This is a genomic window from Cyanobium sp. Aljojuca 7D2 (assembly GCF_024346415.1).
Classification (GTDB): domain Bacteria; phylum Cyanobacteriota; class Cyanobacteriia; order PCC-6307; family Cyanobiaceae; genus Cyanobium_A.
This window is the reverse complement of sequence record NZ_JAGQCX010000002.1, coordinates 35,538-48,767: the sequence shown is the minus strand read 5'-3', so window position 1 is coordinate 48,767 and position 13,230 is coordinate 35,538. Positions and strand designations below refer to the sequence as shown.

Here is a 13,230-nt window from a genome sequence, read left to right as displayed (position 1 = left end):
GTTCAGGATTCGGGGCTTGTTGCACAGACTGTTGAACAAGCTGTTCTTGCTCAGCAGGTGACCCGCCCTGGCCTGCGGCTACGCCACTGGCCGGCCTGGCTGCCGTCGGCTCGGGCGGCCGAGCTCCTGGCGGCGCTGCAGGCCGAGGTGCCGTGGAAACAGGAGGCGATCACGCTCTATGGCCGGCGTCACCTGCTGCCGCGGCTCACCTGCTGGATGGCTGATCCGGGCTGCGGCTACCGCTACAGCGGCCTGGCCAATGTGCTCGAGAGCTGGTGCCCGGCCGCCGCTGAGCTGCGCGAGGCCCTGCAGCAGCTCACCGGCTGGCGCTTCAACTCCCTGCTGCTCAACCGCTACCGCGATGGCCGCGATGCCATGGGCTGGCATGCCGACGACGAACCCGAGCTCGATCCCGCCGCGCCGATCGCCTCGCTCAGCTTCGGGGCCCCTCGCGACTTCCGCCTGCGGCCCCGGCCCAGCCCTCGCCGGCCGCCTGGTGCCCCGCTGCCTGCGGGGTATGGCGTGGAGGCCATCCGGGAAGGCGACCCCTGCGCGCCGTTCAACATCGCGTTGCACAACGGCGATCTGCTGTTGATGGAACCCCCCACCCAGTTGTGGTGGCAGCACGCCCTGCCGAAGCGCCTGCGCGTCCGGCAGGAGCGCCTCAATCTCACCTTCCGAGTGGTGCGCTGAGGCGCCCAGGTTTGATCAGGCCCGTTCGAAGGCGATCAGGCGGGAGAAGTAGAAGGGCGCCTTGTTGAGGCTGCGGCCCACGGGCCGGAAACCGGCCTCGGCGGCGGCGGCCACGATGCCCGCCTCGCGCAGGGTGTAGGCCCGGGTGGTTTTGCTGGGGCCCGGGAACAGCTGGCCGATGCCCTTGAGCAGCGCCAGCAGCGGCGTGTAGGGGGCAAAGCTCACGATCAGGTGCTGCTCCGCCATGCCAGCCAGATGGCGCACCATCTCCTCGGCCGGGGCCTGGGGGTAGTGGATGAACACATCCAGGCAGATCACCGTGTCGTAGCGGCCCTGCAGGCTCTCCAGATCGGAGGCCAGGAAGTGGATGCGCCCCGGGGCGATGCCGGCTTCGACGGCGCGACGCTCGGCTTCCTGCACCATGGCGGCCGACAGGTCGGAGGCGGCGATCGATCCGGCCCCCAGCTGGGCCAGGGGCAGGGTCAGGCTGCCCACGCCACAACCGGCATCACAGAAGCTGCGCTGCTCCAGGTTGCCCTGCTCCTGCAGCCAGGCCAGCACGTTGTCCACCGTTTTCTGGTGGCCGATGCGGATGTTGCGCTGCACCCGGTTGACGTCCTCGGACTCGCTGTAGATGCGGTTCCAGCGGTCGAAACCGGTGGTTTCGAAGTAGCCCTTCACCTCGGCTTTTTCGGCTGCTTTCTCGGCTTGGTTGGCGTCCAGCAGTTGCTCGGGGGACATGAAACTTTCTTTCGTGGCGCGGATCCTAGGGAGAGGCGTCCGCACCGGGTCGCTGCCACACCAGGCCTTCACCCCCCGCGTGCCAGCGCAGGGCCTCGACCAGTGGCGTGCCCAGCAGCAGCTCGGGCAGGCTGCGGTCATCCCCCAGCACCCGGCGCGGCAGCACCGTGGCTGCGGCGATGGCGCGGCCGGGTTCTCCGGTCCACTGCGCCAGGCGGCGCACCCCCTCCAGCAGCGGCAGGGTGACCCCGGCCAGGGTGCCGTCCTGAAGCCGGCAGCTGCCGTCCTGCACGATCAGCAGCCGTTCATCCCAGCGGTGCTGGCCTTCCCCCAGTCCGTAGGGGGCCAGGGCATCGCTCACCAGCACCACCTGCTCCGGGGCCAGCCGCTGCAGCAGCACCGCCATGGTGGGGGCCACGTGCACCCCATCGGCGATCAGGCCGATGGCCACGCCGCCCCGCAGGGCGGCCGCCGCCACGGGCCCCGGGGCCCGGTGGTGCAAGCCGGCCATGGCATTGAAGGCGTGGGTGAGCATCGTCACCCCGCGCGCAAAGGCGTCTTCGGCCTGGGTTTCACTGGCGGCGCTGTGGCCCAGGCTCACCACGATGCCCCGTTCGGCCAGGGCGGCGATCACCTCTTCGGCTCCGTCGAGCTCCGGGGCGAGGGTCACCAGATCGATGTCGTCCTCGAAGCCGTCGATGCGCTCCAGCAGCGCCGCCAGGCTCGGGGCGGCCAGGTGCTGGGCGGGATGGGCGCCACGCCGCGTTGGCTCCAGGAAGGGGCCTTCCAGATGGGCCCCCAGCAGCTGACAGCGGCCCGGGCGATGCCGCGCGCGTGCTTCGGCCAGCACGGTGAGGGCCTGGCGCAGCGGCGCGACGCCGCAGGTCACCAGGGTGGGGCAGATCGCTTCGACGCCATCGCGCCAGAGCAGCTCCAGCAGCCGCTCCAGCTGAGGTAGATCGGCGGTGGTCAGCTCCGGGAAGGCCAGCCCCAGGCCACCGTTGATCTGCAGGTCCACCCCGGCCGGGCTGAGCCAGTCGCCGCCCCAGTCGTCACCGGTGGCCCTGCTGCCATCCGGCAGGGGTTCCACCAGCGCGATCAGGTTGTCGTCGTCGAGGCCGATGCGCCAGCGTTGCTCGGCGCCGTGGCTGCAGCGCCGGGCCTGGGGCAGGCGAACGTTGCTGAGCCAGTGCATGGGCAGAGGAGCGCAGGTGTGGCGTCCGGGCGGCCAGACGGGACAATGCCATTCTCTGCCTGCGCCTGCGTGGATGCGCTTCCTTCTCCTGGATCCTCTGCGCCGGATCCCGCCCCCCGCGTGGCGGTGGTGATGGGCAGCGATTCCGACCTGCCCACCATGCAGCCGGCGGTAGACCTGCTGGAGCGCTTCGGGGTGGTGGTGGAGGTGCGGGTGCTCTCGGCCCATCGCACGCCGCTCGAGATGGTGGATTTTGCCCAGCAGGCCGCCGGCCGCGGCCTGAAAGTGATCATTGCCGGCGCGGGTGGGGCCGCCCATCTGCCGGGAATGGTGGCCTCGGTCACCACCCTGCCGGTGATCGGCGTGCCCGTGCAGAGCCGGGCGCTCTCCGGGGTGGATTCGCTCCACTCGATCGTGCAGATGCCAGCGGGCATCCCCGTGGCCACGGTGGCCATCGGCAACGGCACCAATGCCGGCCTGCTGGCCGTGCAGATCCTGGCCACCGCTGACGAAGACCTGGCGGCCGCCATCGCGGCCTATCGCGCTGAGTTGCACGCCCAGGTCACCAGCAAGGACCGCCGCCTGGTGGAGCTCGGCAGCCGCGCCTACCTGGAGCAGATGGGCTGATGCTCGAGCGCCTTGTTCTGCCCCCCTGGTTGAAGGCCGGCCTGGCGCTGCCCTTGTTGGTGCTCAATCTCTGGGTGCTGCGCCAGCTGCTGCTGCCCCTGGCTCCGTTCCCGGCGCTGTTCATGGGGGCCGCGCTGATCGCCTTCTTGCTCGATTTACCCAGCCGCTGGCTGATGGGCCGCGGCTTGCCGCGCTGGCTGGCCTACTCCCTGGTGGTGGGTTTCAGTTTCGGCCTGCTCGCGTTGGCGGCCGTCTGGCTCGTGCCGCGGCTGATTGAGCAGCTGGGCGAGCTGATCACAACCTTGCCCGGCTGGTTGGCCCAGGGCGAAACGCTGCTGCAGCAGTTGCAGGCCTGGGCGGGCACCCGGGGACTTCCCAGTGATTTCGGCGACCTCAGCAGCGAATTGCTCACGCGCACCAGCCAGCTGGCCCGCCAGGTCAGTCAGCAGCTGCTCGGGTTGCTCGGCGCCACCGTGGGCCTCACGGTGAACACCGTGATCGTGCTGGTGTTGGCGGTGTTTCTGCTGTTGGGCGGAGAGGGCATCAGTGCGGGCCTCGCCCAGTGGCTGCCGCCAAAGGTGCGGGAGCTGGTGGTAATCACCCTCAATCGCACCTTCCGGGGCTACTTCGCCGGCCAGGTGGTGCTGGCGTTGATCCTCAGCGCCGCCCAGATCGTGGTGTTCACGCTGCTGGGCATTCCCTATGGCGTGCTGTTTGCGGTGGCGATCGGCTTCACCACCCTGGTGCCCTACGCCAGCGCCCTGACGATCGTGGTGGTCAGCCTGCTTCTGGCCCTTGACGATCCCCGCACCGGCCTGGAGGTGCTGGCGGCCGCCATCAGTGTGGGTCAGGTGATCGATCAGGTGATCCAGCCCCGGCTGATGGGACGGATCGTTGGCCTGCAGCCGGCCTGGCTGCTAATCAGCCTGCCGCTGGGGGCACGGCTGGGCAGCCTGCTGGGCCTGGGTGAGCTCCTGGGTTTGCTGTTGGCGGTGCCGGTGGCGAGCTGTGCCAAGACTTTCCTGGATGCCTGGGGCGACCAGCTGCGAGCTGGGGAGGTGCTCAGCCCGCCTGGGGAATCACGCCCTGGCCGGCCAGGTAACTGAGCACCTGCGCCACCGAGTCCTCCAGGCTCTGGCTGCCGGTGTCCACCCTCAGCTCGGGCTGCTCGGGGGCCTCATAGGGGCTGGAGATGCCGGTGAATTCCTTGATCTCGCCGGCCCGCGCTTTGGCGTAGAGCCCCTTGGTGTCGCGCTGCTCGCACACGTCCAGGTTGGCGGCGCAGTGGATCTCGATGAAGTCGCCGTTGTCCACCAGGGCGCGGGCCTTGTCACGGTCGGCCTTGAACGGTGACACGAACGCCGTCAGCACCACCACGCCCGCATCCAGAAACAGCTTGCTGACCTCGCCGATGCGGCGGATGTTCTCTTCCCGGTCGGCGTCGGAGAAGCCCAGGTCTTTGCAGAGCCCGTGGCGGATGTTGTCGCCATCCAGCACGTAGCAGGCCAGCCCCCGCTCAAACAGGGCCGAATTCACGGCATTGGCCAGGGTGCTCTTGCCGGCGCCGCTGAGGCCGGTGAACCAGAGAATGGCGCTGCGGTGCCCCCGCTGCTCGGCCCGGGCGGCCCGGTCCACGGAGGTGTGGTGCCAGGCGATGTTGGTGGAAGCCCCCTGATTGGTGAGCTCGCCGTAGGTGGGGGTTGCGGTCATCGTGGATCAGGCGTTGGCGCCATTGTCCCTGGCGGCGAGGCGTGGATCGCTGGAGGGAGGCAGCCGCAGCTTCAGGTCAAGCCGTTGGCCGCCGCGGTCCACCGTGATCACCAGCGGCTGCGCATCGGGATGCAGACGCACACCGCGAATCACCTCACCGGCCCGCTGCACCACCCGGCCATTCAGCGCCACGATCCGATCGCCGGGTCTGAGGCCGGCGGCGGCGGCCGCCGAGCCCGGTGCCACCTGTCGCACCCACACACCGCTGGCATCACTTTCGAGGTAGGCCCCCAGGCGGGCCCCTTGTGGGGCGGGCGCGCAGCCACCGGGAAGTGTCGGCCGGCGCAGGCTCAGTTGCCGCGTTAGCCCCAGATCGTTGAGCTGGCTCGGCACGCCATCACCACCTTCGAGATGCCCGACACCGATCAGCGCCACCAGCAGTGATTGGGGGTTGTGCCGGTGCGCTGCCGCGAGTTGTTCCGCCATGGCCCGATCGCGCAGCAGCTGGCTGTCGATGAAGCCCTGCAGATCGGCATCACGGCCTGATGAAATCCCCAGGGCCTGGTGACCCCGCCAGCTGGCCTCCAGGCGCTGGCGATAGGCCGGGCTGGCGGGCCGCGGTTCACTGATGCCGCCGCGTTCAGCGGTGGGGGTGGTCGCCAGACCTCGCTGGCGCACCTGCCGCACCAGTGCAGGTTCGGCATTGATCGCCAGCAGCGGTACCCGCCGCAGCCGGGCCCAGTGCAACAGCGGTCGATAGAGGTTGGGGTCGTGTCCCCACACCGCGGGCCAATCCACCTCGCGCAGCAGGCCCGCCACATCCAGCTCGCCGGTGTTGAAGCGATCGAGCACCGGTTGGCGCGCCGCTGGAATCATCTCCAGGGCAAGGATCAGCTGGCGCTGGCTGCTCAGTCGCTCCAGGGTGCCCAGCTGCCAGGCGTGGTCGTCCACGCTGGTGTGGATCTCGCCGAGCATCAGCACCGCCAGCGTTTTGGCCTGCTGGTGCAGCTCCTGTTGCTGGCGCTGGGCGGCGGCCAGGGCCGCCTGGCAATCCAGCGGTGCCGGTGCGGCCAGGGCGGGCCGCCCCCACAGCAGCGAGCCCAGCAGAACAGCAGCAGCCCAGGCGCGACCCTGCACCTCAGCCCCCGGCCTGCTTTGCTCGATACCCCGCCTTCTCCAGGGCGGCCAGGGCCGGCACCACCTGGTCGCCCTGGAGCTCAATCACCCCGTCTTTCACGGTGCCACCCGTGCCGGCGGCGGCCTTGAGCTGCTTGAGCAGGGTCTTGAGTTCGGCTTCCGGCGCCTCGAGTCCGGTGATGGCCGTCACCAGTTTTCCGCCCTTGCCCGCCTTGGTGCGCTGCACCCGCACCCGCTGCTGGGCCTTGGGGGTGGGCCCGCCAGCGGCATTGCCGGTTGCCGCGCGCTGCAGGCTCTCCGGCCTGCTGAATTCCTGCCAGCCGCCCTTGGCCATGTCGCGAATTTACTGGATGGTTTCGGCGCTTTGGCCCACGCCCGTTCCAGCCCCTACTCCAGGGGTCTCGCCACATCCGGGAAGGCCGCGAGAACGGCGCGGTCTTCCGTGACCAGGGGCACCCCCAGCTGCAGCGCAGCGGCCACAAATTCGCAGTCGTAGGCACTGCAGCGGCTGCTGTGGGCCAGCTCCAGGACCTGTTCGGACGCCACTGGTTCATCTTGTCCGGCTAGCAGCCCCTCTGCGCGGTGCATCAGCGCCACGGCCTGCGGGAGCAGGAGCAGGTCACGCCGCAGGTAGGTGGAGAGCACGTTGCGCCACTCACTGCGCCAGAGCGGCGGTGCTGCCCAGCGGGGTTGATCGAGCAACAGAGCTTCTGCCAACGTTGTTTTGGGCCCTGGCAGCAGCAGATAGGCCAGCACATTGGTGTCGATAACAATCAAGGCCGACCCTCGCGTTTGAACGCATCGATCTCGGCCGGATCAAAGCGGTGCGGAGCCAGGCTGTTGCGCAGGGCCTGGATCTCTGCCAGCTGCTGCTCGACGGCCACGGCATCGTTGCCCAGCCCGGCCTCCAGGCACACGATTGCTTCATTGTTGAGGCTGCGCCGGTGCCGCTTGGCGGCCGCGGCGAGCCGGGCATGGAGCGTGTCGGGCAGGTTCTTGAGCGTGATGGTTTTGGCCATGGCAGCCAGCGCTCTGACGGCAGTTCAACCATTATGGAACCGTCCTGGTTCCTGGTGCTGGCTTCTTAGGCTCTGCCCATCTGATTCAGCCGCCGGTGACCAGCACCGTTCCCCCTCTACAGGGCGCCAGCCCCGATCCCGCCGCCCTGGAGCTGGCAGCGCGTCCCAACGGCTTGGGCCGCTACGGCCAGTTCGGCGGTCAGTACGTGCCGGAAACCCTGATTCCCGCTCTGGCGGAGCTGGAGCAGGCGGCCGCCGAGGCCTGGAAGGATCCGGCTTTCACCGACCGGCTTAACCACCTGCTGCGCACCTACGTGGGGCGGCCCAATCCGCTCTACGAAGCGGAGCGGCTCAGCGAGCACTACCGCCGCGCCGAGGGCGGCCCACGCATCTGGCTGAAGCGCGAAGACCTCAACCACACCGGCGCCCACAAGATCAACAACGCCCTCGGGCAGGCGCTGCTGGCTCTGCGCATGGGCAAGAAGCGGATCATCGCCGAAACCGGCGCCGGCCAGCACGGCGTGGCCACCGCCACCGTGTGTGCCCGCTTCGGCCTGGATTGCGTGGTGTACATGGGCGCCGAAGACATGCGCCGTCAGGCCCTGAATGTGTTCCGCATGCGGCTGCTGGGGGCCAGGGTGCAACCCGTGACGGCCGGCACCGCCACCCTGAAGGACGCCACCAGTGAGGCCATCCGCGACTGGGTGACCAACGTGGAGACCACCCACTACATTCTCGGCTCGGTGGCGGGCCCCCACCCCTTCCCGATGCTGGTGCGCGATTTCCACGCCGTGATCGGCGAGGAAACCAAGCGCCAGTGCCACGAGGCTTTCGGTCGCAATCCCGATGTGCTGGTGGCCTGCGTGGGCGGTGGCTCCAATGCCATGGGTCTGTTCCACCCCTTCGTGCCCGACACATCCGTGCGGCTGGTGGGGGTGGAGGCGGCTGGTGATGGCGTGGCCACCGGCCGCCACGCCGCCACGATCACCGAGGGGCGGGTGGGCGTGCTGCACGGCGCCATGAGCCTGCTGCTGCAGGACGAGGAGGGTCAGGTGCAGGAGGCCCACTCGATCAGCGCTGGCCTCGATTACCCCGGGGTGGGCCCGGAGCACAGCTACCTGAAAACGATCGGCCGCGCCGAATACGGCGCCGTCACCGATGCCGAAGCGCTGGAGGCCCTGCAGCTGCTCTGCCGCCTGGAGGGCATCATCCCGGCCCTGGAAACGGCCCATGCCTTCGCCTGGCTGGAGAAGCTCTGCCCCACCCTGGCCCCCGGCACCGAGGTGGTGCTCAACCTGTCGGGCCGCGGCGACAAGGACGTGAACACCGTGGCCGAGAAGCTCGGTGATCAGATGGGGGGCTAACCCAACAGCCGTTCCAGCACCTGGGCCACCGACTGCACCGCGGCCCGGGCAGTGGCATAGGCCATCCGCATCGGACCCACCAGGGCCACCTGGCCGATGCCGCCATCGCCACTGCGGTAGTCGGCCTGCACCACCGCGCACTGGTGCAGGGCCCGGTGCGGGTGCTCGGCGCCAATCCAAATGCCCGGTTGGGGCAGGAGTTGTTGGGGGGCATCCTCCACCAGCTCCACCAGCGGCCGCAGGCTCAGGGTCTGACTGAATTCCGGTTGTGCCAGCAGGCCCGCCAGGCCCGTGGTGACGGCGCTTTCACCCTCCAGCTGCCGCGATTGGCCGTGGCTGGTCAGGGCCTGGCGCAGCACGGCACCGCTGCTGCGCAGGTGGGACGGCAAGGTGCCCCAGTCGATCGCCCCGCCCTGGAGCTGGGCGCTGACCCAGCGCTCCAGGGCTCCCAGCTCGGCTACCGCCTGGGCGGGCAGCCGCAGGTTGAGGCTGCTGGCGGTCGCGCCCCCCTCCACCAGAAACACCAACAACCGCTCGCCACTGGCCACCAGCCGCAGCGCCTGCAGCTGGGGTTGGTGGCGTTGGGGGCGGGTGATCAGGCTCAGCAAACCGGTGAGATCGGCCAGGCGCCGGCTCAGGTGCAGCAGCAGGTCGTCGAGGGCCGCCCACTGCAGGCTCAGCCCGGTGAGCTCGCGCTCCAGTTGCAGGGCGGCCGCACCGGGGGCGGGCAGCAGCTGATCCACGTAGGTGCGGTAGCCCTGCTGGCTGGGGATCCGGCCGGCGGAGGTGTGGGGCTGGGTGAGCAGGCCGCGTTGCTCCAGGGCCCCCATCGCCGAGCGCACCGTCGCCGGACTGGCTTGCAGCCCAAAGCGCCGCACCAGGGTTTGGCTGCCCACCGGCTCCATGGTGTCCACGTAGTGGCGCACAGCCAGCTGGAGCACCTCCTGCTGCCGAAGAGGCAAGGGGCGGGGGGACGGAGACTGCAAGCCAACGCTGCAGGGGTGCGGCGATCGTAGGCAGACACCGCTGGTCTCAGTAGCGGGGCACGCCGGGATCCACTTCGATGCTCCAGGCATCGATGCCCCCCTGAACGTTCCACACAGCGCCGTAGCCGTGCTCCTGGATCAGCCAGCAGCCCAGGTGCCAACTGCGCACGCCCGCATGGCAAAGCACCGCCACGGGGCGGTTGTGGTCGAGCAGCTGGTGAAGGTTGCCGATCCAGTCGGCGGAGCGGCTCAGGGGGAGGTGCACCACTGGGTGGGCCAGTTGGGCCAACTCCAGTTCGGCGTCTTCGCGCACATCCACCAGCTGGATCGGCTCGCCCTGCTCCAGTCGGGCCTGCAGCTCGCGCGCCCGGATGGTCTGCGGCGTGCCGGCCTGGGGGCGGTCTGGATGGTGCATCGCGGGCACGGGGGGTGAGTTGGGGTCAAGATGGGCCCATCCTGCGTGGGGCGCATGAAGGCCCGCCCGTTTCTGGCGGTCGTGCTGGCGGTGGCGTTGCTGTTGCTGAGCCTGGCGGCCGGCGGCTGGTGGCTGGTGCTGCAGCGCTCCCCGTTGCAGTTGCAGCATCAGGCCCTGGTTCCGCCGCAGGCGGCCCGATTCGTGCCCCGGCAGGCCGCCCTGAGCCTCTACCTGCTCACCGATGGGGAGCAGCCTGTGGCCTATGCCCGGGCGGTGGCGCCCACCCGCGAGCGGCGGGCGGCGGTGGCGGCGGTAGCGGGGCTGCGGGATGGCGCCTTCGCGGCGGCAGGCCTGGATTACCCCGGCGAGCTGGCCCCCTGGCTGGGCCGCGAACTGGGCCTGGCCCTGTTGGCCTCTGAGCCTGGTGCGGCCCCCGATGGTTGGTTGTTGTCGCTGCGCAGCCGCGATGCCGATGGGGCCCGCCGCTTCCTGCAGCGCTTCTGGCAAACCCGCAGCCTGGCCGGCACCGATCTGCAGATCAGCAGCTACCGCGGCATGGGGCTGATCAGTGGCCGCGGCGCCCTGGTGGGCACCACGCCGGTGCCGATCGCCACCGCGCTGATCAACGACGACCTGGTGCTGATCGCCTCCGGCCGCGGCGTGCTCGAGCAGGCCCTCGACGTGTCCCAGATCGACGAACTCAACCAGGCCGCCAGCCCCCGCTTCCGCCAGGCCGTGCAGCGCTTGGGCCAGGGTGCGGCCCTGCTCACGGCCCGCCCGGAGGCCCTGGGGTCCTGGCTGGGTCTGCCGCCTGCATTCACGGCGCCGGGGGCCGTGCAGGAGCTGGTGGCCAGCCTGCGCCCCGATGGCCGCTCCCTGGTGCTGGATGGTTGGCTGCAGGTCGGCCCGGATGTTGAGCCCAAGGCTCTTCTGCCCGCCCCCGCTGCTGGCGCTGCCACCGGTGCCGCCCTGCTGGAGGCCCTGCAGGCCCCGTCCGACAGCCTGGCGCTCGTGCAACAGCCCTCGGCCTGGCCCGCGCTCTGGCAACCGCTGCTGGCGGCGGTGCTCCAGGTGCCCGAGGGATCCTTGCCAGCGCAGGTGGCGGCGGCCGATGCCGGCCCGCTGCTGTGGAGCCAGAGCCGCCAGGGCTGGTTGCTCGGCACCGCCGCCGACCAACCCGATCCCGCCGCGCTCGATGGGGCCCTGGCCGCTGAGGGCTTGATTGCTGCCCCCCTCCCCGTGGAGGGTGACACCAGCGTTCGGGTCTGGACCCGCTTGGAGGCCCCCCAGGGCGGCCGGCGTGCGGCGCGGGCCGAGTCAGACCAGCTCCAGGCGAGCCTGGCCGGGGCCCGCTCCAGCCAGGGCCGCCTGGCCTGGTGGGGGCAGACCCTGGCGGTGCTTCAGGAGCAGCGCGACTCCCGCCAACCTCCCCGGTTGCGGCTGGAGCAAGTCGCCGCTCTCGATCTGCCCCAGGCGCCGCTGCAATGGGCCATGGGCGCTGAGCGGGCCCGGTCTCTGTTGCAGCGCTGGAGCACCTGGCAGCTGCTCTCTGGCTTGGCGGGCCATCCCCTGGCTCCGGGGGTGCAAGGGCTCAGCCTCGGCCTCGCCGCGGCCCCAGATGCCCCCCCTGACGGGGACGCCGGTGTGCACCTCAAGGCGCGCCTCGGTTTTGGCTGAGCGCGAACTGCTGCTTTGGCGCCATGGCCTGGCCGAGGAGCGCCACCCCAGCCGACCAGATGGGGATCGGGCCCTCACGCCCGAGGGGATCCGCCGCACGGCGGCGGTGGCGGAGCAGCTGCACCGGCTGCAGCTCGACTGTGATCAGCTGCTGAGCAGTCCCCTGCGGCGGGCGGTGCAGACCGCGGAGCTGGGTGTGGGTGCTGGCCTAGCCGCCGGTTTCGCGGTGGAGGCCAGCCTGGCCCCGGGGGGTGATCCGCGGCCGCTGCTGCAGCGAGGCTCCTGGCGGCGGTTGGGCCTGGTGGGCCATGAGCCCGATCTAGGCCATTTGGCCTCCAGTCTGCTGGGGGCGCCAGCAGGCACGATCACCCTCCGCAAGGCCGGCATCGTGTTGATTTGCCTGGGGGCGGCGGGTGTCCGCCTGGAGGCCCTGATCGGCCCTCGGTTGCTGCGGCTACGGCAGCCGTCGCGCCGCTAGCCGTAGGTTCGCTCCATCGATCACGTCGCGCATGGCAGCAAGCGGACTACCGTCCCCGAGCCCTTTTCGCCCTGGGTTGGAAGGGGTGCCGGCCACCCAGTCGTCGATCTGCGACATCGACGGCCAGAAGGGGGTGCTCACCTACCGCGGCTATCCCGTTGATCAACTGGCCGCCCGCAGCACCTTCCTGGAGACGGCCAATCTGTTGATTTGGGGCGAGCTGCCCACGGCGGATCAACTGCGGGAGTTTGAGCACGAAGTGCAGATGCACCGGCGGGTGAGCTTCCGCATCCGCGACATGATGAAGAGCTTCCCCTCCCAGGGGCACCCGATGGATGCGCTGCAAGCCAGCGCCGCCTCCCTGGGGCTCTTCTATTCCCGCCGCGCCCTCGACAATCCCGAATACATCTGTTCGGCGGTTGTGCGCCTGCTGGCCAAGATCCCCACGATGGTGGCGGCCTTCCAGCTGATCCGCAAAGGCCAAGACCCGATCCAGCCCCGCGACGACCTGGCCTATGCGGCCAATTTTCTCTACATGCTCACGGAGCGTGAACCCGACCCCCTGGCCGCCCGCATCTTTGATGCCTGCCTGATCCTGCACGCCGAGCACAGCCTCAACGCCAGCACCTTCAGCGCCCGGGTGACGGCCAGCACCCTCACCGACCCCTACGCCGTGGTGGCCTCGGCGGTGGGCACCCTGGCGGGCCCCCTGCACGGCGGAGCCAACGAAGACGTGCTGGAGATGCTGGAGAGCATCGGCACGGAAGATCAGGTGGAGCCCTGGCTGGATCGGGCAATCGCCGGCAAGCAGAAGATCATGGGCTTCGGCCACCGCGAGTACAAGGTCAAGGATCCCAGGGCTGTGATCCTGCAGAAACTGGCCGAGGAGCTGTTCGATCGCTTCGGCCACGACCCGATGTACGACCTGGCCCGCAAGCTCGAGGAGGCCGCCGCCCAGCGCCTGGGACCCAAGGGCATTTTCCCCAACGTCGACTTCTATTCAGGCCTGGTGTACCGCAAGCTCGGCATCCCGGAAGACCTGTTCACGCCGATTTTTGCCATTGCCCGCACGGCTGGTTGGCTGGCCCATTGGAAGGAGCAGCTGGGTGCCAACCGCATCTATCGACCATCCCAGATCTATACCGGTGAGGCTGGGCGAGACTGGAGGCCCATTGGTGCCCGCTAAGT

General features: G+C 69.8%; 16 protein-coding genes. 7 read left to right on the top strand and 9 right to left on the bottom strand.

Annotated elements, in window-relative coordinates; translation table 11 throughout:
- Positions 1–57: 57 nt before the first annotated feature.
- Positions 58–693 carry an alpha-ketoglutarate-dependent dioxygenase AlkB family protein gene (locus tag KBY57_RS02510; protein ID WP_254994314.1) on the top strand — a complete coding sequence of 212 codons (636 nt, stop codon included), beginning with the start codon at positions 58–60 and terminating at the stop codon, positions 691–693.
- A gap of 15 nt (positions 694–708) precedes the next feature.
- Here KBY57_RS02510 and bchM read toward each other — a convergent pair whose 3' ends face one another.
- Positions 709–1,434 carry a magnesium protoporphyrin IX methyltransferase gene (gene bchM / locus KBY57_RS02505; RefSeq protein ID WP_254994313.1) on the bottom strand — a complete coding sequence of 242 codons (726 nt, stop codon included), beginning with the start codon at positions 1,432–1,434 and terminating at the stop codon, positions 709–711.
- Positions 1,435–1,459: 25 nt separating this feature from the next.
- Entirely contained in the window at positions 1,460–2,629 is a 1,170-nt protein-coding gene (locus KBY57_RS02500) for an N-acetylglucosamine-6-phosphate deacetylase (protein ID WP_254994312.1), read from the bottom strand.
- Positions 2,630–2,749: 120 nt separating this feature from the next.
- Here KBY57_RS02500 and purE point away from each other — a divergent pair, with 120 nt between their 5' ends.
- Both purE and KBY57_RS02490 read left to right on the top strand, forming a co-directional pair.
- Positions 2,750–3,256, top strand: a complete 507-nt coding sequence (gene purE, locus KBY57_RS02495; RefSeq protein ID WP_409996398.1) for a 5-(carboxyamino)imidazole ribonucleotide mutase — start codon at positions 2,750–2,752, stop codon at positions 3,254–3,256.
- Complete coding sequence (locus KBY57_RS02490) at positions 3,256–4,362, top strand: AI-2E family transporter (RefSeq protein ID WP_254994310.1); 1,107 nt, start codon at positions 3,256–3,258, stop codon at positions 4,360–4,362. Before purE ends, KBY57_RS02490 begins: the two co-directional genes overlap by 1 nt.
- Here the strand turns inward: KBY57_RS02490 and cysC are convergent.
- Genes cysC through KBY57_RS02465 form a run of 5 tightly spaced genes read right to left on the bottom strand, consistent with a single transcriptional unit; the run spans position 4,319 to position 7,122 of the window.
- Entirely contained in the window at positions 4,319–4,966 is a 648-nt protein-coding gene (gene cysC, locus KBY57_RS02485) for an adenylyl-sulfate kinase (RefSeq protein ID WP_254994309.1), read from the bottom strand. The two genes, KBY57_RS02490 and cysC, sit on opposite strands and share 44 nt — an antisense overlap.
- Before the next feature lie 6 nt (positions 4,967–4,972).
- Positions 4,973–6,103 carry a ChaN family lipoprotein gene (locus KBY57_RS02480; protein WP_254994308.1) on the bottom strand — a complete coding sequence of 377 codons (1,131 nt, stop codon included), beginning with the start codon at positions 6,101–6,103 and terminating at the stop codon, positions 4,973–4,975.
- A gap of 1 nt (position 6,104) precedes the next feature.
- Complete coding sequence (locus tag KBY57_RS02475) at positions 6,105–6,437, bottom strand: translation initiation factor (RefSeq protein WP_254994307.1); 333 nt, start codon at positions 6,435–6,437, stop codon at positions 6,105–6,107.
- 53 nt (positions 6,438–6,490) lie between these two features.
- Positions 6,491–6,880, bottom strand: coding sequence for a type II toxin-antitoxin system VapC family toxin (locus KBY57_RS02470; protein WP_254994306.1), 390 nt, complete (start codon positions 6,878–6,880; stop codon positions 6,491–6,493).
- Positions 6,877–7,122 (bottom strand): FitA-like ribbon-helix-helix domain-containing protein, encoded by a 246-nt coding sequence (locus tag KBY57_RS02465; RefSeq protein ID WP_254994305.1) that lies wholly within the window; start codon positions 7,120–7,122, stop codon positions 6,877–6,879. The genes KBY57_RS02470 and KBY57_RS02465 overlap by 4 nt, the downstream gene beginning before the upstream one ends.
- Positions 7,123–7,217: 95 nt before the next feature.
- Here KBY57_RS02465 and trpB point away from each other — a divergent pair, with 95 nt between their 5' ends.
- Positions 7,218–8,486 carry a tryptophan synthase subunit beta gene (trpB, locus tag KBY57_RS02460; protein WP_254994304.1) on the top strand — a complete coding sequence of 423 codons (1,269 nt, stop codon included), beginning with the start codon at positions 7,218–7,220 and terminating at the stop codon, positions 8,484–8,486.
- Here trpB and KBY57_RS02455 read toward each other — a convergent pair.
- Entirely contained in the window at positions 8,483–9,391 is a 909-nt protein-coding gene (locus tag KBY57_RS02455; RefSeq protein WP_254994617.1) for an HrcA family transcriptional regulator, read from the bottom strand. The two genes, trpB and KBY57_RS02455, sit on opposite strands and share 4 nt — an antisense overlap.
- Positions 9,392–9,518: 127 nt before the next feature.
- Positions 9,519–9,887, bottom strand: coding sequence for a rhodanese-like domain-containing protein (locus KBY57_RS02450; protein ID WP_254994616.1), 369 nt, complete (start codon positions 9,885–9,887; stop codon positions 9,519–9,521).
- Positions 9,888–9,941: 54 nt separating this feature from the next.
- Here KBY57_RS02450 and KBY57_RS02445 point away from each other — a divergent pair, with 54 nt between their 5' ends.
- Genes KBY57_RS02445 through KBY57_RS02435 form a run of 3 tightly spaced genes read left to right on the top strand, consistent with a single transcriptional unit; the run spans position 9,942 to position 13,228 of the window.
- Positions 9,942–11,564 (top strand): DUF3352 domain-containing protein, encoded by a 1,623-nt coding sequence (locus tag KBY57_RS02445; RefSeq protein WP_254994303.1) that lies wholly within the window; start codon positions 9,942–9,944, stop codon positions 11,562–11,564.
- Complete coding sequence (locus KBY57_RS02440; RefSeq protein WP_254994302.1) at positions 11,557–12,042, top strand: SixA phosphatase family protein; 486 nt, start codon at positions 11,557–11,559, stop codon at positions 12,040–12,042. Before KBY57_RS02445 ends, KBY57_RS02440 begins: the two co-directional genes overlap by 8 nt.
- 31 nt (positions 12,043–12,073) lie before the next feature.
- Positions 12,074–13,228 carry a citrate synthase gene (locus KBY57_RS02435; RefSeq protein ID WP_254994301.1) on the top strand — a complete coding sequence of 385 codons (1,155 nt, stop codon included), beginning with the start codon at positions 12,074–12,076 and terminating at the stop codon, positions 13,226–13,228.
- The last annotated feature ends 2 nt before the right edge of the window (positions 13,229–13,230 follow it).